General features: G+C 62.5%; 21 protein-coding genes and 1 tRNA gene. 10 read left to right on the top strand and 12 right to left on the bottom strand.

The window, feature by feature from the left end:
* Nucleotides 1–88: 88 nt before the first annotated feature.
* The 8 genes from zapD to P3T43_RS25580 all read right to left on the bottom strand — a co-directional run bounded on the left by zapD (nucleotide 89) and on the right by P3T43_RS25580 (nucleotide 8,071).
* Complete coding sequence (gene zapD / locus P3T43_RS25615) at nucleotides 89–844, bottom strand: cell division protein ZapD (protein WP_429283802.1); 756 nt, start codon at nucleotides 842–844, stop codon at nucleotides 89–91.
* Between the two features lie 201 nt (nucleotides 845–1,045).
* On the bottom strand, nucleotides 1,046–1,648 hold the full coding sequence (coaE, locus tag P3T43_RS25610; protein ID WP_429283801.1) for a dephospho-CoA kinase: 603 nt from the start codon (nucleotides 1,646–1,648) through the stop codon (nucleotides 1,046–1,048).
* Between the two features lie 3 nt (nucleotides 1,649–1,651).
* Nucleotides 1,652–2,581, bottom strand: a complete 930-nt coding sequence (locus P3T43_RS25605; protein ID WP_429283800.1) for a prepilin peptidase — start codon at nucleotides 2,579–2,581, stop codon at nucleotides 1,652–1,654.
* Nucleotides 2,582–2,609: 28 nt separating this feature from the next.
* Nucleotides 2,610–3,836, bottom strand: coding sequence for a type II secretion system F family protein (locus P3T43_RS25600; RefSeq protein ID WP_429283799.1), 1,227 nt, complete (start codon nucleotides 3,834–3,836; stop codon nucleotides 2,610–2,612).
* Nucleotides 3,833–5,065 carry a GspE/PulE family protein gene (locus tag P3T43_RS25595; protein ID WP_429283798.1) on the bottom strand — a complete coding sequence of 411 codons (1,233 nt, stop codon included), beginning with the start codon at nucleotides 5,063–5,065 and terminating at the stop codon, nucleotides 3,833–3,835. The genes P3T43_RS25600 and P3T43_RS25595 overlap by 4 nt, the downstream gene beginning before the upstream one ends.
* A gap of 378 nt (nucleotides 5,066–5,443) precedes the next feature.
* The gene (locus P3T43_RS25590; protein WP_429283831.1) at nucleotides 5,444–6,748 is read right to left on the bottom strand and encodes an HlyC/CorC family transporter; all 1,305 of its coding nucleotides are present in this window, start codon (nucleotides 6,746–6,748) and stop codon (nucleotides 5,444–5,446) included.
* Nucleotides 6,749–6,951: 203 nt separating this feature from the next.
* Nucleotides 6,952–7,028, bottom strand: a tRNA-Pro gene (locus tag P3T43_RS25585).
* Nucleotides 7,029–7,078: 50 nt separating this feature from the next.
* On the bottom strand, nucleotides 7,079–8,071 hold the full coding sequence (locus tag P3T43_RS25580; RefSeq protein ID WP_429283797.1) for a polyprenyl synthetase family protein: 993 nt from the start codon (nucleotides 8,069–8,071) through the stop codon (nucleotides 7,079–7,081).
* 215 nt (nucleotides 8,072–8,286) lie between these two features.
* On the opposite strand from P3T43_RS25580, the gene rplU reads away from it, so the two are divergent.
* The 4 genes from rplU to proB all read left to right on the top strand — a co-directional run bounded on the left by rplU (nucleotide 8,287) and on the right by proB (nucleotide 11,378).
* A complete protein-coding gene (rplU, locus tag P3T43_RS25575) occupies nucleotides 8,287–8,598 on the top strand; it encodes a 50S ribosomal protein L21 (RefSeq protein WP_007180329.1) in 312 nt (103 codons plus the stop codon).
* Nucleotides 8,599–8,622: 24 nt separating this feature from the next.
* Nucleotides 8,623–8,886: a 50S ribosomal protein L27 gene (gene rpmA / locus P3T43_RS25570; protein WP_007180330.1), complete on the top strand. Its 264-nt coding sequence runs from the start codon at nucleotides 8,623–8,625 to the stop codon at nucleotides 8,884–8,886.
* 179 nt (nucleotides 8,887–9,065) lie between these two features.
* Nucleotides 9,066–10,181, top strand: coding sequence for an Obg family GTPase CgtA (gene cgtA, locus P3T43_RS25565; protein WP_429283796.1), 1,116 nt, complete (start codon nucleotides 9,066–9,068; stop codon nucleotides 10,179–10,181).
* A 78-nt stretch (nucleotides 10,182–10,259) separates the two neighbouring features.
* Nucleotides 10,260–11,378, top strand: coding sequence for a glutamate 5-kinase (gene proB / locus P3T43_RS25560; RefSeq protein WP_429283795.1), 1,119 nt, complete (start codon nucleotides 10,260–10,262; stop codon nucleotides 11,376–11,378).
* A gap of 149 nt (nucleotides 11,379–11,527) precedes the next feature.
* On the opposite strand, the gene P3T43_RS25555 is transcribed toward proB, so the two are convergent.
* Together P3T43_RS25555 and P3T43_RS25550 are read right to left on the bottom strand one after the other, a co-directional pair.
* Nucleotides 11,528–12,082, bottom strand: coding sequence for a CNP1-like family protein (locus P3T43_RS25555; RefSeq protein ID WP_429283794.1), 555 nt, complete (start codon nucleotides 12,080–12,082; stop codon nucleotides 11,528–11,530).
* 76 nt (nucleotides 12,083–12,158) lie between these two features.
* Nucleotides 12,159–12,818 (bottom strand): RNA pyrophosphohydrolase, encoded by a 660-nt coding sequence (locus P3T43_RS25550; protein WP_429283793.1) that lies wholly within the window; start codon nucleotides 12,816–12,818, stop codon nucleotides 12,159–12,161.
* 293 nt (nucleotides 12,819–13,111) lie between these two features.
* On the opposite strand from P3T43_RS25550, the gene P3T43_RS25545 reads away from it, so the two are divergent.
* Complete coding sequence (locus P3T43_RS25545; RefSeq protein ID WP_429283792.1) at nucleotides 13,112–14,848, top strand: proline--tRNA ligase; 1,737 nt, start codon at nucleotides 13,112–13,114, stop codon at nucleotides 14,846–14,848.
* Between the two features lie 12 nt (nucleotides 14,849–14,860).
* A complete protein-coding gene (locus P3T43_RS25540) occupies nucleotides 14,861–15,460 on the top strand; it encodes a MarC family protein (protein ID WP_429283791.1) in 600 nt (199 codons plus the stop codon).
* A gap of 175 nt (nucleotides 15,461–15,635) precedes the next feature.
* On the opposite strand, the gene P3T43_RS25535 is transcribed toward P3T43_RS25540, so the two are convergent.
* Together P3T43_RS25535 and ffh are read right to left on the bottom strand one after the other, a co-directional pair.
* Entirely contained in the window at nucleotides 15,636–16,187 is a 552-nt protein-coding gene (locus tag P3T43_RS25535; RefSeq protein WP_429283790.1) for a hypoxanthine-guanine phosphoribosyltransferase, read from the bottom strand.
* 141 nt (nucleotides 16,188–16,328) lie between these two features.
* Nucleotides 16,329–17,696 carry a signal recognition particle protein gene (ffh, locus tag P3T43_RS25530; RefSeq protein ID WP_429283789.1) on the bottom strand — a complete coding sequence of 456 codons (1,368 nt, stop codon included), beginning with the start codon at nucleotides 17,694–17,696 and terminating at the stop codon, nucleotides 16,329–16,331.
* 81 nt (nucleotides 17,697–17,777) lie between these two features.
* Here ffh and P3T43_RS25525 point away from each other — a divergent pair, with 81 nt between their 5' ends.
* From P3T43_RS25525 to P3T43_RS25510, 4 genes are all read left to right on the top strand, one after another.
* On the top strand, nucleotides 17,778–18,695 hold the full coding sequence (locus P3T43_RS25525) for a cytochrome C assembly family protein (protein WP_429283788.1): 918 nt from the start codon (nucleotides 17,778–17,780) through the stop codon (nucleotides 18,693–18,695).
* A gap of 7 nt (nucleotides 18,696–18,702) precedes the next feature.
* Nucleotides 18,703–19,029 (top strand): PP0621 family protein, encoded by a 327-nt coding sequence (locus P3T43_RS25520; RefSeq protein WP_429283787.1) that lies wholly within the window; start codon nucleotides 18,703–18,705, stop codon nucleotides 19,027–19,029.
* Nucleotides 19,026–19,622: a 1,6-anhydro-N-acetylmuramyl-L-alanine amidase AmpD gene (ampD, locus tag P3T43_RS25515; RefSeq protein ID WP_429283786.1), complete on the top strand. Its 597-nt coding sequence runs from the start codon at nucleotides 19,026–19,028 to the stop codon at nucleotides 19,620–19,622. Before P3T43_RS25520 ends, ampD begins: the two co-directional genes overlap by 4 nt.
* A gap of 530 nt (nucleotides 19,623–20,152) precedes the next feature.
* Complete coding sequence (locus P3T43_RS25510; protein WP_429283785.1) at nucleotides 20,153–23,158, top strand: ribonucleoside-diphosphate reductase subunit alpha; 3,006 nt, start codon at nucleotides 20,153–20,155, stop codon at nucleotides 23,156–23,158.
* Nucleotides 23,159–23,214 lie beyond the last annotated feature (56 nt).

Below are 23,214 nucleotides of genomic sequence, written 5' to 3'. Positions count from 1 at the left end.
TCAGGCGGTCAATCGCAATCGGGACAGGTGGTCGATATGGGGGCATTTTTACGGCTTCAAAGATGTCGCCCCGTCATGGCGTAATGCGTTACAGGCTGCAAAGCGTGAGATGAAACGGCACGTCCACGTCGACCGCACGCGGCCGCAGGTCGCCGTCCTGCACGGTGAAACGCACCCAGAGCATGTACTTGTTGGCGCTTGCCTCGGGAATCACGCGCAATTCCGGCGAGACACGCACCTGCATCAACTGATACGAGCGGCCCGACAGCATCTGCTGGTAGCTGCCCTGCATCGCCATGACCTTCGAGGCCTGGCCGGATTCGCGCGCAAGACGCAAGACGATCGTGGCGGCGTCACGCAAAGGCAGAAGCGGGGTCACCCACTTGGCAATATCCTGACGGCGCTGGTCCGGATGGATCTGTTGCCACGCGTAGTACGACGGCAGGTCGAATTTACAGGTGCCGCCCGGGATGATGGCGCGGCTACGGATGCTTGCCAGCCATTCGTTATCGGCAAGATGCTGGCCCGTTTTGCCCTGCATCTGCGAAAGTCCCGAGAGCGTTTGTTCGATCTCTCCAAGCACAGCCTCTAACGCGTTCTGCTCGATACCCGGGTTGCCGCGGAACGGCGCCAGTGTCTGACGCTGCCGTTCCAGTTCCTTCATCAGATCCGACTTCAGATCCGCACGACCGGCGACTTCCGAGATTTCGAACAGCGTCGTCAGCGCGACGTGATGTTCCCTGGGATCTTCCTGAGTCAGAAAGAACGTGAAGCGCTCGAACAGGTCTTCAAGGCGCAGCAGCGTCCGGATTCGCTCGTTGAAGGGATACTCGTAAAGGATCAAGCGGGCTCGCCTCGGGCGTGGTCGGTGACGGGAATGCAGAACATTCTAATGCCGTGAGACTACCCTAGCAATCACACACTTTTCTGGCGCGTTTTCGCGAGATTTTTCGCCTGTTTCGCGCGGGATTGAGTGCGGTCCGCGTGCTTTATTGCGACAGTTGGGCGAGCCGCCTTCATACTTCCTGAGAGACGCACGGCGGTTTCACGCTCCAGCGAGCGATAAATACCGGCGATGTTGCGCCTCGACCTGCGCGCGGAGTTCTTCCACCGAGGTGGTTTCATTGACGATCACATCGTCCGCGGCGCCCAGTCGTGCTTCGCGGGTCGCCTGACGGGCGATGATCGCGAGGACCTGTTCACGGCTGAAGTCGTTGCGGCGCATGACGCGTGCAATCTGCGTCTCGACGCTGCAGTCCACTGTCAGAACGCGGTCCACGTGCGCTTTCCAGTTGCCCGACTCGACCAGCAACGGGACCACCAGCATGACATAAGGTCCGCTGGCGTCATTTCGTGCACGCTCGGTCTCCGTGCGGATCAGCGGGTGCGTGATGGCTTCGAGGCGCCGGCGCGCCGCCTCGTCGCTGAAGATCAAGGCGCGCATGCGGGCGCGGTCGAGCGAACCGTCCGGTGCGACGAACGAGGCGCCGAACTCGATGGCGATCTTCGACATCGCGACGCCGTGCGGTGCGGTGATCCGGTGGGCGATCAGGTCGGTGTCGACGATCGCCGCACCCCGCGCGGCGAACAGGTCCGCGACGGTAGACTTGCCGCTGCCGATGCCGCCTGTCAGTCCTACAGCAAACATGCGTCAGCCTCCGAGTGCCAGATAGAGGGGCGTACCGAGAAACAGGGTAATGGCGCCGCCCGCGGCCAGAAACGGACCGAATGGCAGCGGCTCCTCGAAGCGCATGCGGCCGCGCCAGGTTGCCGCGAGCCCTACGACGGCCCCGGCCACTGCAGCGATCAGCACGATCTGCGGCAACGCTGCCCAGCCGAGCCACGCGCCGAGGGCGGCCAGCAGCTTGAAGTCGCCGTAGCCCATGCCTTCGACGCCGCGCACGAGCTTGAACACCCAGTGCACCACCCACAATACAAGATAGCCCGCAATTGCGCCGATCACTGCGTCGTGCAAGCTTGCGAAGGTGTCGTTGAAATTGACGATCAGGCCGGCCCATAGCAGCGGCAGTGTCAGCGAGTCGGGCAATAAGTGCGTGTCGATATCGATCGCACTCATGGTCAGCAGGGTCGCGCACAGCCCGAATGCGGCCAGCGCCATGAAGCCTGGGCCAAACACGGCGAGCGCACCCGCCGCGCAGGCGGCGCTGGCGATCTCGAGCAACGGATAGCGTGCCGAAACATGGGTCTTGCAAGCGGAGCATCGTCCACGCAGCAGCAGATAGCTCAGCACGGGAATATTTTCCCAGGTGCGCAGGACATGGCCGCAGTGCGGGCACGCGCTACGCGGCAGCCACAGGTTATAACGGGCCGGCAGGCCGTCGTCCTCGAACGGCTGCTCGGTCGCCTCGCTGACCTCTTCGCGCCAGGCGCGTTCGAGCATGATAGGCAGCCGGTGCGCGACTACGCTCAGAAAGCTGCCAATGACCAGGCCGAACACGATTGCAAACGCAATCTGCACGCTGGCCGGCAAGCTGCCGAAAGTGGCGCCCACGCTAGTTGCGAGGTGATCGTGAAGCGCGTTGAAGGAAGTTTCTGACACGAGTGCTTGGGTAGCTGGCATGGCGAAAAAGTTGGATTCGGCTGCGATGCTACACCACGTTGCCGAGTTGAATAATGGGAAGATACATCGCGATGACGAGGCCACCGACGAGCGTCCCGAGCACGATGATGACCAAGGGCTCGCAGAGACTTGCCAGTGTGCCGATCTTTTCGTCGACCTGACGATCGCTGAGCGACGCGACGTCAATCAGCATGGCATCCAATGCGCCGGACTCCTCTGCGACGGCCACCGGTTGAACGACCTCAGCCGGAAAGCAGCGCGCCGCACGCATGGCTGCCGCGAGCCGTTCGCCACGCCGCAGGCGCTCGGCGATGTCGAGCGTGGCGCGATCGAACCACGCGTTGCCGGTGGCGTGGGTCAGCGAGTCGAAGGCGTCGGCGAGCGGTGTGCCGGCTGACAGCAGCGTGCCGAGCGCGCGGCTCCAGCGGGCCGCGCACAATGTCGCAAGCAAAGTGCCGGCGACCGGCAGGCGTAACGAGAGACGGGCAACTTCAACGCGTGCCGGCTCTGAGCGGCGCAGCAGGTACGTGACAGCAAAGCCGCTGCCGACGCTCAACGCGAGCACCGGCACGCTCCAGCGCGCAACGGCGGCGGATAGCACCAGCACGAATTGTGTGGGTGCCGGCAAGCGGGCACCAAAGCCGTCGAAGATCTGTTTGAAGGTCGGCACAACCCATATCAGCAGTGCAGCAGTGATGACGAGTGCCAGTAGCAGGATCGCGACGGGGTAGGTGAGCGCCGCCTTGACCTTGGCGCGCTGCGCAGCACCGCGCTCGCGGTCGTCGGCGATGCGCGCCAGCACTGCGGGGAGCGCGCCGGCCGCTTCGCCGACTGCGACCAGTTGGCAATAAAGGGCATTGAATTGGGCTGGATGCCGCGCCAGCGCAGCGGAGAAGCTCAACCCGCTCGTGATATCGCGCGCCAGTGTGCCGACGATGCGCGACATGCCGTGGCGACGCGGCGCAGGTGCTTGCGCCAGCAATTCGAGCGAAGGCGCAAGCGGCAAGCCGGCGCGCAACAGGCTGGCCAGTTGGCGCGTGAACCGCGTAACCTCTGCAGCGGGCGCCTGGGGACGTGGCGCGGGTCCGCGTGCCGTGAGTTCGACGATGAACAGCTTGTCGCGCTGGAGCACGGCACGCACGGCCGTGGCATCTGCGGCAATGAGGGTGCCGCTGCGCGGCGTACCGGTCGCGTCGACACCACGCCATGCAAAACGTAGTTCGAGCGCTTCGGTTTCAGTGGTCCGATTCGTCATGCGACCTCTGTCGCGCTGAGTGCTTCAGGAAGGCTGGTCGTGCCATCGCGCACAAGCGCCAGTGCTGCATCGCGCAACGTCCTCACGCGTTCCGCCTGAGCAAGCCGGGCGAGCGCGTACGTGCCTGCATTCGCGACGATCAGCTCACGCATCGCCTCCGACACCGGCATCACCTGGTGGATGCCCACGCGCCCCCGGTAGCCGATGCCATGGCATGTCTCGCAGCCCGACGCTGCATAGGGGTGCCAACCATCGAGCTGGTCGTCGGCAAAACCGGCTGCGCGCAGTGCCGCTGCCGATTGCGGCGCCGGTATCCGGCACACGACGCAGAGCCGCCGCACGAGCCGTTGTGCGGTGACCATGCGCAGCGCCGCGGCAAGGTTATACGGCTCGACGCCAATGTCGATCAGGCGCGCTATGGCTGCCGGCGCGTCGTTGGTGTGAAGGGTGGATAGAACGAGGTGGCCGGTTTGCGCCGCCTTGACTGCGACGTCAGCGGTTTCTTCGTCGCGGATCTCCCCGACCATGATCACGTCCGGGTCCTGGCGCAGAAATGCGCGCAACGCGACAGCGAAAGTCAGTCCGGCTTTCTCGCGCACGCTGACCTGATTGATACCTGCGAGCTGGATTTCAGCCGGATCTTCGACCGAGCAGAGGTTGCGCGATTCGCCGTTCAGCATCTGCAGGAAGCAGTAAAGCGAAAGTGTCTTGCCGCTGCCTGTTGGGCCTGTCACGAGTACCAGTCCGTGCGGCGCCATGATGGCGGCCTCGAGCGTCTGGCGCTGAGTGGGGGCGAGCCCGAGCGAGTCGAGCGAAAGACTCGTGGGCAGTGCATCCAGTCGACGCAGAACCAGCTTTTCGCCGAACAGGGTGGGCAGCGAGTTCACGCGATAGTCTTCGAACTTGCCGGGCGTGGTGGCGATGCGCAGACGCCCGTCCTGCGGCACCCGCCGCTCGGCGATGTCCATGCGTGCGAGCACTTTTACGCGAGTGATGAAAGCGTCGCGCAGATGCGCCGGCGGTTGTGCGATGGCATGCAGCACGCCGTCGATGCGCAAACGCATGCGCCAGCCATGTTCGGCGGGTTCGATATGGAGGTCCGACGCATTGCGGCGCGTGGCCTCCCGCAGCGTGTCGCTTAGCAGGCGGACAGCAGGGGTGTTGTCGGCCTCGGCAAGGTTGGCTGCCATATCGCGCTCGCGATCGCGGCGCTGTGATTCTTCGCGCATGGCGCCAGCGAACGGGCGGGCCGCATGCGGGACAGATGGAGCCGGCGTTGTGGGTGCAGTGAGTGACTCTGGATCGGGAGCGACGGCGCGATAGGGCGGCACCGTCGTAAGTGGATTGCCAGAATGTTGAGGAGAGCTAGCCGGTGTGGAGCGGGGTGAGGATGACATCTGAAACCGGCCAGGAGCCGCCTGTAGAACATGACGACTCCATCATCCGGCAGGCTGCGTGTGTCCGCCATTCGGCCGGATGGCCAGGTGTTACGCAAAGCACCACACGACCTGAACTACCCGAGGCACGCAGAGGTTGTATGAGGCAGGTGCCGCGACCGCCGCGTCGAACCCGTTGGGTTATATGAGGCACGTCCCGCAACCGCTACATCAACCCCGTTGCTTTTTACTGCCCTTCGTACCCGAGCGCGCGCCCGGTTTGAAAATCTTGACGGTGCGGATCGCCTGGTCGTCGCTGCGCATTACTTCGAGTTTGATCCCGCCGATCTGCACGCATACATCGCCGTCGGGAATCTCTTCGAGAATTTCCAGAATCAGACCATTTAGCGTCTTCGGGCCGTCGGTCGGAAGGGTCAGTTGCAGCCAACGGTTCAGTTCACGCAGCGGCATGCTGCCGGCGACGATGCACTCGCCGTTCTCGTTCCAGCCGCCGCGCGAATTCGCGCTACGCGGGATCGACGTAGTGAACTCGCCAATCAATTCCTCAATGATGTCTTCCGGCGTGACCAGCCCCTGCAGTTCACCATATTCGTTGACGACCAGCGCCGTGCGATGACGGCTCTCCTGAAAGTACTGCAACTGCTGGAACACGGGCGTGCCGCTCGGCACGAAATAAGGTTCCGCGAGCAGTTCACGCAAGGTCTCGCGCTCGAGTTCCTGGTTGTGCAGCGCCGAGAGCGTCTTGCGCACATGCAATACACCAAGCACACGATCGATGTCGCCCTGATAGACGATCAGCTTGTTGTGATAGCAGGTCTCGAGCTGATGCAGGATCTGCTCGAACGGTGCGTCGAAATCGAGCGCTTCGATCCGGCGGCGTGGAATCATCACGTCGTCGACGGAGATGTTCTCCAGGTCGAACAGGTTGAGCAGGATGCTGCGGTGCTTGGTCGGCATGAAACTGCCGGACTCGAGGACGATGGTGCGCAGCTCTTCGGTTGACAGCCGCTGCTCGTGTGCGCCCTTCGTATTGATATGCAGGATGCGCAGGATCCCATTGGCGAACAGGTTGACGAACCAGACGAGCGGCCTTGTCGCCCGCATGAGCGGGGCAATCAGCAAGCTTGCCGGCAACGCGATTTTTTCCGGGAAGGTCGCGCCCACGATCTTTGGTGTGATTTCCGCGAACACGATGATAAGGAATGCGACGATTCCGGTCGCGATCGACAGCACCAGATTATTGCGGCCAAACGTATGCAGTGCGACCGAGGTGGTGAGGACCGGGATGATCGTGTTGAACAGATTGTTGCCGATCAGGATGACGCTCAGTAGTTCGTCCGTGCGCGCGAGCAGACCTTGCGTCGTCTTTGCGCCGAGCGCGCCCTGATTGGAGAGATGCTTCAGGCGGTGACGGTTGAGTGCCATCATCGCCGTTTCGGAGATCGAAAAGAAACTGGAGCAGACAAGCAGCAGGAAGACTGCGCTTATCTGCGCCCATAAGGGTAGTTGTTCCACGTGTCGCGAACTGGAAAGGGGCAGGATGGGAAGAATATAGCAGAGGGCACCGCGCCCGCCCGCCTGGCCAAAAGACATAGGACAGCTCGTGCCGGGCAGGCTTTTGCGGACTGGCTAAGCAGCCGCGAACAGGGGGTGAAAAACAGCAAGGCAAAAGGCAGGCGAAAAAAAACCGCACGAAGCTGTGCGGTTTTTTCAAAATCTGGTCGGGGTGAGAGGATTCGAACCTCCGGCCTCTACGTCCCGAACGTAGCGCTCTACCAGGCTAAGCTACACCCCGATTTGTACTGCTCTGTACTCAACTGGACTAACTTGGCGCTTCAGTCTCGTTCAAGACTGTCTCGCCGTCGAGTAAGAACATAATTCTAGCAGGCTATCTTTGAAAATGGAATCGGGAAACGAAGAAATTGCTGCTGCCGCCGCTTGGGCTTCCTGCTTGGCGCATTCCAGCGTGTGATCCAGTGCGCCTGAGCGGGTGATGGCCTCGAAGATCGTTTCAAAGCGGTCCGTGCCACCTTGTTCGATCGCCTCACGTGCAAGCGCGGACTGTTCCGGCGTGCCGCGTTCGATCAGATAGATGAGCGGCAGCGTGGGCTTGCCTTCGCGCAGGTCGTCGCCGGCATTCTTGCCCATGGATTCCGCCGTGCCCGTGTAGTCGAGCCAGTCGTCCATGATCTGAAAGGCCGTGCCGATGCGCCGGCCGAATTCCGCCGCGGCGGCTTCCGTGGTCGCGTCGACGCCGGCCAGCACCGCGCCGAGCTGGGCGGCCGCTTCGAACAGCTTGGCCGTCTTGTAGCGAATCACCTGCATGTAGCGCGCCTCGTCCACGTCGGCGTCATGCATGTTCAGCAACTGCAGGACTTCACCTTCGGAGATGATGTTGGTGGCCTCCGACAGGATTTCCATGACGCGCATCTTGCCGACTCCAACCATCATCTGGAACGAGCGCGAGTACAGAAAATCGCCCACCAGGACGCTTGCTGCGTTGCCGAACAGGGCGTTGGCGGTTTGCCGGCCGCGCCGCAGATCGGATTCGTCGACCACGTCGTCATGCAGCAGGGTGGCCGTATGGATGAACTCGACCACCGCGGCCAGTTCGTGCCGGTACCCCGTGGTTTCGCCCAGCGCGCCGGCCACCAGCAACAGCAACGCGGGCCGCAGACGTTTGCCGCCGGCACTGATGATGTACTCGGAAATCTGATTGATCAGCATCACCTCGGACGCCAGGCGGTGCCGGATGACGCGATTCACCTGCTCCATGTCTTCGGCAATCGGGGCGAGCAGGTTGGCGGCGTTGGGGGAGGGAGTGGCAGTCGACGACATGATGGCTGAATTGGGTAGTGCCGCGAATTATAAGGCGAATCGCGACAGTTCCGGGCCGCAGCCTGCGTGATCGGCGCACGGCCGCCCGGCTGGCCGGGCATTACGTTGCGTGGCGGCGCCTGTCAACGAGTTTTGACCGAGCAGCTAACTCTATGTATAATCACGGGTTTCCGCGCGTGGTGCGCGGGAAAAATGAACACAGAGTGAGGTTCTCAATGTACGCGGTCATAAAAACCGGTGGCAAGCAGTATAAAGTTGCCGTCGGCGAAAAACTTAAAGTAGAACAGATACCGGCAGACATTGACGCTGAAATCACGCTCGACCAGGTTCTCGCAGTGGGCGAAGGCGAATCGATTAAGTTCGGTACGCCGCTGGTCAGTGGGGCTTCCGTCAAGGCTACCGTCGTGTCGCAAGGTCGTCACGCAAAAGTGACCATCTTCAAGATGCGTCGCCGGAAGCACTACCAGAAGCATGGCGGCCACCGCCAGAACTACACCGAACTGCGCATCGACGCGATCAACGCGTAAGCGCACCGGTTAAGGAGCTAACAAATGGCACACAAAAAGGCAGGCGGATCGTCACGTAACGGCCGCGACTCCGAGTCGAAGCGTCTCGGCGTGAAGGTTTACGGCGGTCAAGCCATCAACGCTGGCGGCATCATCGTACGTCAACGTGGCACGCGTATGCACCCGGGCGAAAACGTCGGTATCGGCAAGGATCACACCTTGTTCGCGCTGACGGACGGCCACGTCAATTTCTCGACGAAGGGCGCAGCGAAGAAGCACATGGTCAACGTAGTCCCGGCAGCAGTCTGAGTTTACTCAGGCACGGGCTTCAGGACCGAAAAAAGGCCCCGCGAAGTTAGCGGGGCCTTTTTCATTGCAGGTTCATAGCTGTATCTGTTGTCGTGAGCCCGCGCGGATGGCCAATCGGTCGATTGTCCAACGCACTGCGGGCACGGCAAAATAGCGTTACACACGGGACGGAGTTACGCATGAAGTTCATTGACGAAGCGAGGATTGAAGTCATCGCCGGCGACGGAGGGGATGGCAGCGCGTCGATGCGCCGCGAAAAGTTCGTCCCGTTCGGCGGTCCGGATGGTGGCGATGGCGGCCGCGGCGGCAGCGTCTACGCAGTGGCAGACCGCAACATCAACACGCTGATCGATTACCGCTACGCAAAAAAGCATCTGGCGCGTAACGGTGAAAACGGCCGTGGCGCGGACTGCTACGGCAAGGGCGGCGACGACATCACGTTGCGCATGCCGGTTGGCACGATCATCTCGGACATGGAAACGGGCGAACTGATCGCCGACCTGACAGAACACAACCAGAGCATCCTGATCGCCGAAGGCGGCGCGGGCGGTCTCGGCAACCTGCATTTCAAGTCCAGTACGAACCGTGCACCGCGTCAGAAGACGGATGGCAAGGCCGGTGAACGCCGGATGGTGCGCCTTGAGTTGAAGGTGTTGGCCGATGTCGGTCTGCTCGGCATGCCGAATGCCGGCAAGTCCACCTTCATCTCGTCGGTGTCGAATGCGAAGCCGAAGATCGCCGATTACCCGTTTACGACGCTCGCGCCGAATCTGGGTGTGGTGCGCGTCGGTCCGAGCCGCAGTTTCGTGATTGCCGACATTCCTGGTCTGATCGAAGGCGCGGCAGAAGGCGCCGGTTTGGGGCACCAGTTCCTGCGCCATTTGCAGCGTACCGGCTTGCTGTTGCACATTGTCGATATCGCGCCGTTTGACGAGGCGGTCGACCCCGTCGCCGAAGCCAAGGCAATCGTCAACGAACTGCGCAAGTACGACGAATTGCTGTTCGAGAAAACCCGCTGGCTGGTGCTGAACAAGATCGACATGGTGCCCGAAGACGAGCGCGAAGCGCGCGTGTCGGCATTCACCAAAGGTTTCGGCTGGGACGGCCCGGTTTTCGAAATTTCGGCACTGACCGGTCAGGGTTGCGAAGCGCTGTGCTACGCGGTGTATGACCACATCGCGGCCCACTCGGACGCCCAGCGCCAGGCCGAAGCGGAAGATCTGGCCGCCGACGTCCGTTTCCGTGCAAAGGCGGAAGGGGCTGCGTCGGGCGAGCCGGCCGAGCCGCTGGAATAAAGCGCATAGCTTGGGCGCCGGCGCGCTCGTCATGAGTCGCCGGCCGGCATCACGGATTATCATGGGAGACCGCGCACAATGCGTTCCGTCATCGCAGACTCCAGGCGATTGGTAGTGAAAGTCGGGTCGAGCCTCGTCACGAATGACGGGCGTGGCCTCGATCATGCAGCGATCGGCCGCTGGGCGGCGCAGATTGCCGCGTTGCGGGCGCAGGGTAAAGAGGTCGCACTGGTGAGTTCCGGCGCGATTGCCGAAGGCATGCAGCGACTTGGCTGGACCAAACGTCCGCGCGAAATCGACGAACTGCAGGCCGCCGCCGCGGTTGGGCAGATGGGACTCGCGCAGGTGTATGAAAGCCGCTTTGCCGAACATTCGATCCGTACCGCGCAGATTCTCCTGACCCATGCCGATCTGGCCGACCGCGAACGTTACCTGAACGCGCGCTCCACCTTGCTCACGCTGTTGCGCCTTGGCGTCGTGCCGATCATCAACGAGAACGACACCGTCGTTACCGACGAAATCAAGTTCGGGGACAACGACACGCTGGGCGCATTGGTGGCAAACCTGATCGAAGGCGACGCGCTGATCATCCTCACCGATCAGCAGGGTTTGTTCACCGCCGATCCGCGTAAGGATCCTTTAGCCACGCTGGTCCAGCAGGCCGACGCCGGCGCTCCGGAGCTCGAGGCGATGGCCGGCGGCGCAGGTTCGAGTCTGGGGCGTGGCGGCATGCTGACCAAGATTCTCGCCGCCAAGCGGGCGGCGCATAGCGGCGCCAATACGGTGATCGCAAGCGGCCGGGAGCCAGAGGTGCTGGCGCGTCTGGCCACGGGCGAGGCAATCGGCACCCAGCTGATTGCCCGCACCGCGCGGATGGCGGCACGCAAGCAATGGATGGCCGATCACCTGCAAGTGCGCGGGCACGTGGTGATTGACGACGGCGCCGTCGAGAAGTTGACGGCCGGTGGCAAGAGCCTGTTGCCGATCGGCGTGGTGGGCGTGCAGGGCGCGTTCGCGCGCGGCGAGGTGATTGCCTGTCTGAGCGCGGCTGGACGCGAAGTCGCGCGCGGACTCACGAACTACAGCAGCGCCGAGGCCAAGCTGATTCAGCGGCGTCCGAGCGGCGATATCGAGGCCGTACTCGGCTACATGCTGGAACCTGAGCTGATTCACCGTGACAACCTCGTGCTGGTTTGATCGAGGCGTCCGCTGCTGGTAGATGGTCTAAACGGCCAGCCTGGAAGCAATCGCGAACAGACGCAAAAAAGCCGTTCCAGTCAACCTGGAACGGCTTTTTCTTTTGCTTCACGCCGCCCTGAAAGGCAGCGCGCACTTCGCTTGTCCGCTCAGTGAATCTGCGAGGCGGCGGTGCGCCGCTGGCGCATGTTGTCGATGATCTGCTTGGCAGAGGCTGCCGGCGTTCTGTTTGCGCAGAAGTAGTCCTGGTATAGCGTCGCCTGATAGCCGTTGAGCGTACTGTCTTCAATCCGTGCAAACGGCGTGGCGACCGTGTCCCAGCCGTCGTGATCCGCATTGAGAACGGCGTACTGGCGCCACTCGTACGTATCGCAACGGATCCCTTCGTAGTTCACGTTGTGTGCGCCGCTCGGACTCGTCACGACCGCCGTGTAGCGCACCACACCGTCATCGCCGACGGAGAGCGACTTCGCGTCGACCGCGAAAGTCAGCGGCGTGTTGCCCGACACGTCAAAGGGGATCAGATTGGACGCCACCGGCAGCGCCGGCAAGGCGTCCACCTTGTTTTCCGTCCAGTTGGGCTTGCGGTCAAGCAGATACGTAAACGCGCTGTCATCCTTGTTGCTGGATTTCGGAGTGCTCGAACAACCAGCCAGCAGGGCGCCGGTGGCGGCGCACGCCACGACGAGAGCAAGTGCTTTCAATATGATTTCCTTGAAACGCCGGCGCGGCACTTCATGAGCCGCACCGGCAGATGCAGCGCAGAAAGCCGCACCGGGTTTAATCGCGCAGACCTGGCTGGGTCAGAGTGGTGTCGGCAGACCCGCAGTCGGACTCGATCGTCGTGCGAATCGTAGTCTCGACCGTGACGGTCGTTACTGACATCTCCTGAAGCTCACTCGCGGTCGGCGCTATCCGTGGATAGCGAGGCCCGTGATAGCCGCCAGGTTTTTCCGAACGCGGCGCAGCACGGCGTAGAAAACGGGATAGTTCCGTTAACGCCAACTGATACACATCCCGCTTGAACTCGATCACACAGTCGAGCGGCACCCAGTACTCGTTCCAGCGCCACGCATCGAACTCTGGATGGTCGCAGGCGCGCAAGCAAATGTCGCAGTCGCGCCCTACCATCCGAAGCAGGAACCAGATCTGTTTCTGGCCGCGGTAGTGACCGCGTACTTCACGCTTGATGAACTTGTCCGGCACCTCATAGCGCAACCAGTCGCGCGTGCGACCGATGATCTTGACGTGCTCCGGAAGCAAGCCGGTTTCTTCGTGTAACTCCCGATACATCGCTTGCACGGGGGTCTCACCATATTTGATGCCCCCTTGCGGAAACTGCCAGGAATGTTCACGGAGCCGTTTGCCCCAAAACACCTCGTTGTGCGCGTTCAAGAGGATGATGCCGACGTTCGGGCGAAAGCCTTCACGATCCAGCATACAACCACCTTCGAATCCTTTAAAATTGCTTTGATTATAAACAGATAACGGACCTGACGCACCGAATCGCCCTGGATTGGGACGATTCGCCGCAAAAGGGGCGCATTTGCGGTAGCCTTTGGGCCATCCGGCGCAGCGGCAATGCCGTGGCAGAGTTTGCGACTACGCCGGCTTAAGGGTTTTCCGCAGGTTTGCCGCGCGTTCGTGACCCTTTGTCGCGCCTTTGTCGAATTCCCCACCGTTTTCACCTTTCGGGCGGTCGCTCCGGCGCCGCCGCTTTTGGAAAATTCTGAATGAAAGCCTCCCGTTTCTTTATCGGCACCCTGAAGGAAGCCCCCGCCGACGCCGAAATCGTCAGTCACAAGCTGATGGTGCGCGCCGGCATGATCCGCCGCGTGGCTGGCGGTATCTATAACTACCTGCCTATCGGCCTGCGCTCGATCCGCAAGGTGGAAGGCATCGTGCGCGAAGAAATGAACCGGGCCGGGGGCATTGAACTCCTGATGCCGGCGGTGCAGCCTGCTGAGTTGTGGCAGGAGTCGGGCCGCTGGGAAAAATACGGGCCGGAACTGCTGCGCTTCAAGGACCGCAAGCAGACAGACTTCGTGATCGGACCGACTCACGAAGAAGTGGTGACGGACATCGCCCGCAACCAGATCAAGAGCTACCGGCAACTGCCGGTGAATTTCTATCAGATCCAGACGAAGTTCCGCGACGAGATCCGTCCGCGTTTCGGCGTGATGCGCGGCCGCGAATTCATCATGAAAGACGCGTACTCGTTCGACAAGGATGTCGATGGTCTGAAAGAGTCGTACCGCAAGATGTACGACGCCTACGTGCGCATTTTCACGCGCCTCGGTCTCGATTTTCGCGCGGTGGCGGCGGACAACGGTTCGATCGGCGGCAGCGGCTCGCATGAGTTTCACGTGATCGCCGATACCGGTGAAGACGCCATTGCGTATTGCCCGACCTCGGACTTTGCGGCCAACGTCGAAGCGGCCGAAGCCCTGCCGTTGATCGCCAGCCGCGCGGCGCCTGCCGAAGACATGAAGAAGACCGCCACGCCGGGTAAGGCGAAGTGCGAGGCCGTCGCGGAACTGCTGAACATCCCGCTCGAACGCACCATCAAGTCAATCGTGCTGGCCACGGAAAACGAAGGCGCCGAGCCGACGATCTGGCTGCTGATGTTGCGCGGCGATCACGATCTCAACGAAATCAAGGCGAGCAAGCAGCCGGGTCTCGGCGACTTCCGCATGGCCACTGAAGCGGAAATCGTCGCGACCTTCGGCACGCCGCCGGGCTATCTTGGCCCGATCAATACGAAGAAGCCGGTCAAGGTCATCGCGGACCGCACCGTCGCGAACATGAGCGACTTCGTGGTCGGCGCGAACGAGGTGGATTACCACATTACCGGCGTGAACTGGGGCCGCGATCTGCCGGAGCCGGTGGTCGCAGACATCCGCAACGTCAGGAAGGGCGATCCGTCGCCGGACGGCAAGGGCGTGATCGACATCTGCCGCGGCATCGAAGTGGGCCACGTGTTCCAGCTCGGCAAGAAGTACTCTGAAGCCATGAACGCCACCGTTCTGGGTGAGACGGGCAAGCCGCAGCACATGGAAATGGGCTGCTACGGCATTGGCGTCACGCGGATTCTCGGCGCGGCGATCGAACAGAACTTCGACGACAAGGGCATCATCTGGCCGGAATCAATTGCTCCGTTTGAAGTCGTGCTGTGCCCGATGGGTTACGACCGCAGCGACGCCGTGCGCGAGCAGGCCGACAAGCTCTACGCGGATCTGGTGGCCGCTGGCGTGGACGTGATTCTCGACGACCGTGGCGAGCGCCCGGGCGTGATGTTCGCCGACTGGGAGCTGATCGGTGTGCCGCACCGTCTGGTGATCGGCGAGCGCGGCCTGAAGGACGGCAAGATTGAGTATCAGGGCCGCCGCGATACTGAAGCGACGCTGCTGCCGGTCGAAGGCGCCGCACAGACGGTCACGGAGAAAGTTCGCGCAGCGCTGGCTCATTAAGCGGAGTGGACGGTGGAGTACACCTTCGTCTCGGCTACCGTCCTGCTGATTCTGATTACCGACCCGCTAGGCAACATTCCACTGTTTGTCAGTTGCCTGCGCGGGGTGGCGCCTAACCGGCGCGCGGTGGTCATTCTCCGCGAGGTGGGGATTGCCTTCGTGATCCTGCTGGCGTTCATGGTGAGCGGCGACCGCTTCTTACGCATGATGAACCTGACCGATCAGTCGTTACGGATTGGCGGGGGGATCGTCCTGTTTCTCATCGCGCTCAGAATGGTGTTTCCGCACCCGGACGGTCCGTTGGGCGGCGACTCGCGCGGCGGCGAGCCGTTGATCGTGCCGCTCGCGATTCCCGCGCTGGCGGGCCCCTCGGCATTAGCGACAGTCATGCTGCTGACCTCGCAGGCGCCTGGCAAGATGCTCGAGTGGGTCGGCGCGCTATCGGTCACAATGATTGTCTGCGCCATTGTGCTGATGCTGGCGGAGCGGATTCAGGGTTGGCTCGGCGAGCGCGCGATGATGGCGTTCGAGCGGCTGATGGGATTGGTGCTGGTGGCGATCTCGGTCGAGATGATGCTCGGCGGCATCCGGTCTTTCGTGCATCAACTGTGAGTGGCGGTCGCAGCGGGTTTTAAACTGCGGACAACCACTCAGGTAACACGACACGCAATACGACCCGCAACCACTCGCATTTCTAAGCTCGCGCGCTGCGACAAACAAAAAGCGGCCATGGGCCGCTTTTTTTCTATGCGCTGGTCGTGCCAGCCACACCATGGTTGAAGTCCGCTTACGCCGCGTCGGTCAAGGCGCGAATCGTGGGCAGGTTGCGCCAGTATCCCTTCGCGTCCATGCCGCAACCGAACACATAGCGGTCCGGCACTTCGAAGCCGCAGAAATCCGGGTGCAGCGGCTTGGCCTTCGGAATAATCTTCTCGCACAGCACGGCGCTCATGAAGCGCTTCGCGCCCATCGCGAGGATGCGGTCGCGGATCGCGGCCATCGTCTCGCCTTCGTCGAGAATGTCGTCGAGCACCAGCACGACGCGATCCTTCACCGACTCCGCCGGCGCCACGCGCCACTGCATCTCGCTGCCGCCCTTGGTGGTATTGCGGTAGCGGGTGAGATGGATGTAGTCGAATTCGAGCGGAAAATCGAGGTGCGGCAACAGCATGCCGGTGAATACCGCCGCGCCGCCCATCACCGACAGCACGAGCGGAAACGCCTCGCTCATTTCGGCAGCGATGGCCGCAGCCATTCCACTGATCGACGCGTTGACGTCGTGGGCCGAAACGATTTCTTCGGAGTGGCGGAATATGTGGAGAGCTTCTTCGCGATTCATGACGTCTGGCGGGCGGTGACTGTATACATTAGTGTGGGAAACAACGACGGCGCGCGCTACAGCATATACCCGCGCATCCCTAAACGCGCGGCCTGGTCGTAGAGATGATCCGGCAGGTTCCGGACCATCCCGCCGGAATGCCTAGCGCATGCCCGGCAGCATGCCCTTCATGCCGCGCATCATCTTCTGCAGGTTGCCGCCCTTCAGCTTCTTCATCATCGTGCGCATCTGCTCGTACTGGTTCAGCATACGGTTGACCTCCTGCACCTGCACGCCGGCGCCCGCCGCAATGCGGCGCTTGCGGGTGGCCTTGATCAGTTCCGGCTTGGCACGTTCGGTGGGCGTCATGGAATTGATGATGCCTTCCATGCGGCGCATCTGCGACTCGGCCATGCCCATGTTGGCACCGGCCGCGGCCTGCTGGAACTGCGCCGGCAGCTTGTCCATCAGCGACGACAGGCCGCCCATGCTCTTCATCTGCGTGAGTTGCGCGCGGAAATCGTTGAGGTCGAAGTCGCCGCCTTTCTTGACCTTGTCGGCGAGCTTCTGCGCAGCCTGCACGTCGACACCGCGCTGCGCCTCTTCGACGAGGGCGAGAATGTCGCCCATGCCGAGAATCCGGTTCGCCATCCGGTCCGGATAGAAAATCTCGAGACCGTCGAGTTTTTCGGCGACGCCGACGAATTTGATCGGCTTGCCGGTGACGTGACGCACGGACAGCGCCGCGCCGCCGCGTGAATCGCCGTCGAGCTTGGTGAGCACCACGCCCGTGAGCGGCAGCGCGTCGCTGAACGCCTTGGCCGTGTTGACCGCGTCCTGGCCGAGCATCGCGTCGACCACGAACAGCGTTTCGGCGGGGTTGAGCGTGCTGTGCAGCGCTGCGATCTCCTGCATCATCGCTTCGTCGATACCGAGACGGCCGGCCGTGTCGACCAGCAGCACGTCGTGATAGTGGCGCCTGGCCCAGTCCACCGCGGCGCGCGCGATATCCACCGGCTTCTGGTCCGGCTCGGACGGGAAGAAGTCTGCGCCGACCTGCTCGGTCACCATCTTCAACTGCGCGATAGCAGCGGGGCGGTAGACGTCGCAGGAAACGGTCAGGACCTTCTTCTTGTACTTCTCGCGCAACATCTTGGCGAGCTTGCCGACCGTGGTGGTCTTGCCGGCGCCTTGCAGACCGGCCATCAGGATGACGGCAGGCGGCGTGACGGCGAGATTCAGCTCGACGGCCTTGCCTTCGTAGTCGCCACCGATGATCGCGGTCAGCTCGCGCTGTACCACGCCGACGAGCGCCTGACCCGGCGACAGACTGCTGATGACTTCCTCGCCGAGGGCCTTTTCCTTCACCTTGGCGATGAATTCGCGCACGACGGGCAGCGCCACGTCGGCCTCGAGGAGTGCGAGGCGCACTTCGCGCAGCATTTCCTGGGTGTTCGCCTCGGTGAGCCGGGCTTCGCCGCGCAGCGTCTTGACGACGCGCGCCATCCGTTGAGTCAGATTGTCGAGCATGGGGAGCGATGAACAGTGCGGCCGGAGTACGGCGCGAAGCGGGACACGTCGCGGAACTGGGGCCTAGTGTAAACTTCGAATATGGATATTGTACTGTATGCCCTCACTGCGCTCCTCTACGGCGGTCTCGCCGTCGCAGGCTGGCGCTCGCACCGGCAGACCGCGTTGCGCCCCATGCTCGAGAGCGCACCGGCTATGCCCGCGTCGGTCCGTGCGCCGGCGGCTTCGGCATTTGGCGCGCCGGGCCGGCTGCTGCTGTTCGTCGCGCTGCTTGCGCATGGCGTGCTGCTGCATACCACCATCTTTCCGCAGAACGCGATGATATTCGGCTTTGCGTTCGCGCTCTCGGCGATGTTCTGGCTTGGAGCCGGCATCTACTGGATCGAAAGTTTTTTCTTCCCGCTCGATGGTCTGCAACTGCTGGTGCTGCCGCTTGCCTGCGTCGCCTCGTTGCTGCCGCTCGGCTTCGGCGGGGCGCGCGTGCTGTCGTACGCGGCCGACCCGATGTTCGAACTGCACTTCCTGATCGCCAACATCGCCTACGGCCTCTTTGCGATCGCGGCGCTGCACGCGGTGCTGATGCTGCTGGTCGAGCGGCGTCTGCATGCCATGCGCGGCGGTGTGCTGCAGCGCCAGAGCGCGGCCGCCGGCAACGGCTGGCTGTCGAGCTGGCTGGACACGCTGCCGCCGCTGCTCACGCTGGAGAAGCTGCTGTTCCGCCTGATCAGCGCCGGCTTCGTACTGCTCACACTGACCTTGCTCTCGGGGATCCTGTTCAGCGAACAACTGATCGACCGCCCGCTGCGGCTCGATCACAAGACGGTGTTCGCGATTCTTTCGTGGCTCATGTTCGGTGCGCTCCTGACGGCCCGCAAGGTGTCGGGCTGGCGCGGCCGCGCGGCATTGCGCTGGGTGCTGGCGTCGTTCGTGGCGCTGCTGCTCGCCTATGTCGGCAGCCGTTTTGTTTTCGAGGTGCTGCTGCACCGCCCTGTGGTGTGAACGTTCCATGCGACAAATTTTTCTGCTGATCCTCCTGTTCGTCGTCGGCCAATGGCTGGTCAAGGCGCTGCGTCGTGCTGACGCGCATCACTCCCAACGCAGCGGCGCTGCGGGCGGTCCTGCGGGTGGGCGTGCCGCGGGCAACGGCAAAGGCAACGGTGCGCAAGCTGGCGCGTCCAACGCGCCGCGGCTGCCTGAGCCGATGATCCGCTGCGTCGAGTGCGGCGTGCACGCGCCCGCAAGCGACTCGGTGGTCGTCGCAGGCGAGCCGTTCTGCTGCGCCGCTCACGCGCAACGTCGCGCGGCGCGACCGACGGGCCGCGACGCTCGATGAGCCGGGGCTTCATCGTCGACGAGCACGGTTGGGTCACGGCGGCGCGCAAGCTGCCGTCGCCGAATTTCGAAGCGCGCCCCGAAGGTGCCGTGCCGAGCCTGATCGTGGTCCACAACATCAGTCTGCCGCCGGGCGAATTCGGCGGCACGGCGATTGGCGAATTGTTCCTCAACTGTCTCGATTGCGACGCGCATCCGTACTACGACGCCCATCTGCGTGGCGTGCGGGTGTCGGCGCATTTCGTGATCCACCGCGACGGCGAGCTCGAGCAATACGTCTCGTGCGATCAGCGCGCGTGGCATGCGGGTGCGTCGAATTTCCTGGGACGTGAACGCTGTAACGACTTCTCGATCGGCATCGAGCTGGAAGGCTCCGACACCACCGCATTCGAAACCGCGCAATACGAGACCCTTGGCGCGCTCGTGAAGGCGCTCACCGCGCGCTATCCGATCGACGCGCTAGCGGGACACTCGGACATCGCGCCGGGTCGCAAGACCGATCCGGGACCCCATTTCGAATGGCCTCGCCTGCAGCGCAACACCGCGCTCGCGGATCGGTACTTCCCCTATCTCAAGTTTTCCAAAACGCTGTAACGCCCCCTTTCGTGACGCTGCGAGAAATGCGGAGAACCAGGCACAGCCTTGTTCTCCGGGCAGCGCCATCGCGCGGCGCGATGCCAAAAGTCAAGGCTGTAATCTCAAATAAATCGATTTGACGTGTCTTGAAAGTCCACTATACTTGGTGCCACAAACACGGTTTTGCACTATATCTTGTGGTGTGCTGTGCATAACCATGTGAATAACCGAGTGTATAAGTCAGCGGCGCCCCGCTCCCGAAGCAAGGCGCCGCAAGCATTCGAGGCGTTAAAAATATTCCTGCGGCGCAGACAGTCAAGCGAACCGCAGTATCCAGAAGCATTCAGGAAAAAGGGGTTTGGCAAGTGATCGCAACACGGACGATGAAGACCATCAAGACATTGAAGCTGGCTTCGTCGTTGTCGCATCCCGCCACCCGGCTCAGCCGGACTTTTTCCTGCACCCCATCGCTTACGCTCGCGGCGGCGCAGCGTTCGTACTAATCCGCGAATTCTCTTCGCACACTTCCAGGACCAGGAGCTTTGCATATGCAAACCACCGATAACGCGACGACCCGGTACGAGGGCGCACCCACTGGCCAGGCCTTCGGCCAGACAACAGGCGCGCAAGCGCTTGCGCCGCAAACGACCTATGCCGACTACAAGGTGATCCGTCGTAACGGCGGCGTGGTGTCGTTCGAACCGTCGAAGATCGCCATTGCCGTGACGAAGGCTTTTCTGGCCGTCAACGGTGGTCAAGGCGCGGCATCGGCACGCGTGCGCGAACTGGTCGAGCAACTCACGCAAAACGTCGTACGCGCGCTGCTGCGCAGCCGCCCGAATGGTGGCACCTTCCATATTGAAGACATCCAGGATCAGGTCGAACTCGCGCTGATGCGCGGCGGTGAGCACAACGTCGCTCGTGCCTACGTGCTGTATCGCGAGAAGCGCACTCAGGAGCGCGGTCATGACGCGCCCGAAGCGCCGAACGGCTCGCTCGGCCTCACCGTCACCGACGGCGGCGTGACGCGTCCGCTGGACATGGTGGCGCTGCGCGGCATCATCGATTCGGCCTGCGCCAACCTGGGCGATGCGGTGAGCGCCGAGCCGATCGTCGCGGAAACGGTCAAGAACCTGTACGACGGCGTGCCGATGAGCCAGGTCTACGACTCGGCCATCCTCGCTGCGCGCACAATGATCGAAAAGGATCCGGCGTATAGCCAGGTCACCGCCCGCATCCTGCTGCACACGATCCGCCGCGAGATCCTCGAAGAGGAAGTCACGCAAGGCGAAATGAACGCGCGTTATGCCGAGTACTTCCCGACCTTCATCAAGCGCGGCGTGCAAGCCGAACTGCTCGACGAGAAGCTGCAGCAGTACGACCTGAAGCGCCTCGGCGCCGCACTCGACGCCGACCGCGACCTGCAGTTCGGTTATCTCGGACTGCAAACGCTGTATGACCGCTACTTCCTGCACAGCGACGGCGTGCGCATCGAAATGCCCCAGGCATTCTTTATGCGTGTGGCAATGGGCCTGGCGCTGAACGAGATCGACCGCGAAGCGCGCGCCATCGAGTTCTACAACGTGCTGTCGAGCTTCGACTTCATGTCGTCCACGCCCACTTTGTTCAACTCGGGCACGCGTCGCTCGCAACTGTCGTCGTGCTACCTGACGACGGTCGACGACGACCTCGACGGCATCTACGAAGCGCTGAAGGAAAACGCGCTGCTGTCGAAGTTCGCCGGCGGTCTGGGCAACGACTGGACGCGTGTGCGTGCTCTGGGTTCGCACATCAAGGGCACCAACGGCAAGTCGCAAGGCGTCGTGCCGTTCCTGAAGGTGGTCAACGACACGGCAGTGGCCGTGAACCAGGGCGGCAAGCGCAAGGGCGCGGTGTGCGCGTATCTGGAATCGTGGCACCTCGACATTGAAGAATTCCTCGAGCTGCGCAAGAACACCGGTGACGACCGTCGCCGCACCCACGACATGAACACGGCGAACTGGATTCCCGACCTGTTCATGAAGCGCGTGCACGAAGGCGGCGAGTGGACGCTGTTCTCGCCGTCCACCTGCCCGGACCTGCACGACAAGTTCGGCGCCGAGTTCGAAACAGCTTACACAGCTTACGAAGACAAGGTCGCGCGCGGCGAGATCAAGCTGTTCAAGAAGATCCCGGCGGCGCAACTGTGGCGCAAGATGCTCGGCATGCTGTTCGAAACCGGCCATCCGTGGATCACGTTCAAGGATCCGTGCAACATCCGTTCGCCGCAGCAACACGTGGGCGTCGTCCACTCGTCGAACCTGTGCACGGAAATCACGCTGAACACGAGCGACGCCGAAATCGCCGTCTGCAACCTGGGTTCGGTGAACCTCGTCGCCCACCTGAAGGAACAGGCCGACGGCACACTGGTGCTCGACCACGACAAGCTCAAGCGCACCATCAGCGTGGCGATGCGCATGCTCGACAACGTGATCGACATCAACTATTACGCAGTCGCCAAGGCACGTAACTCGAACCTGAAGCACCGTCCGGTCGGCATGGGCATCATGGGCTTCCAGGACTGCCTGCACCTGCTGCGTACGCCGTACGCGTCGGAAGAAGCGGTCAAGTTTGCTGATACGTCGATGGAAGCGGTCTGCTATTACGCCTACTACGCGTCGACCGAGCTGGCTGCAGAACGCGGCCGTTATTCGAGCTACCGCGGCTCGCTGTGGGATCGCGGCATCCTCCCGCAAGACACGCTGAAGCTGCTGGCCGAAGCACGCGGCGGCTACGTGGAAGTGGATTCGAGCGAGTCGATGGACTGGACCGAGCTGCGTTCCCGCATTGCAACGTACGGCATGCGCAACTCGAACTGCGTGGCGATCGCGCCGACGGCGACGATCTCCAACATCATCGGCGTGTCGGCTTGCATCGAACCGACCTTCCAGAACCTGTATGTGAAGTCAAACCTGTCGGGCGAGTTCACGGTGGTCAACGACTACCTGGTGCGTGACCTGAAGGCTCGCGGCCTGTGGGACGAAGTGATGGTCGCCGACCTGAAGTACTTCGACGGCACGCTCTCGCGCATCGACCGTATCCCGGCCGACCTGCGCGCGATCTACGCCACGGCGTTCGAAGTCGACGCAACGTGGCTGGTCGAGGCGGCGTCGCGTCGCCAGAAGTGGATCGACCAGGCGCAGTCGCTGAACATCTACATGGGCGGCGCGTCGGGCAAGAAGCTCGACGAGGTCTACAAGCTCGCCTGGCTGCGTGGCCTGAAGACCACGTACTACCTCCGCACGATGGCGGCGACGCACGTCGAGAAGTCGACCGTGGCACACGGCGCGCTAAACGCGGTGAGCTCGGGCGGCGGTGAAGGCTCGGGTGGTGCGGGTGGTGTTGGCGGCGGTGCGGCAGGCGGCTTCGGTATCGCTGGCGGCGCTTCGTCGGGCGGTCTGCAAGCGGCAGCAGCAGCGGCGGTCGCCGTCGAAGCGGCTCCGGAAGCTGACGGTCCGGTGTGCATGATGCGTCCGGGCGACGCGGGCTTCGACGAGTGTGAGGCTTGCCAGTAATAGTCACGCTCGCAGATGCCCGGCGCTCGTCGGGCATCTGCCAGGCTTTCGTGTGA

Origin of the sequence: Paraburkholderia sp. GAS41 (assembly GCF_050436545.1) — a bacterium.
Taxonomy (GTDB): Bacteria; Pseudomonadota; Gammaproteobacteria; order Burkholderiales; family Burkholderiaceae; genus Paraburkholderia.
The sequence above is the reverse complement of the archived record's forward strand: the minus strand, read 5'-3'. Positions and strand labels throughout refer to the sequence as shown.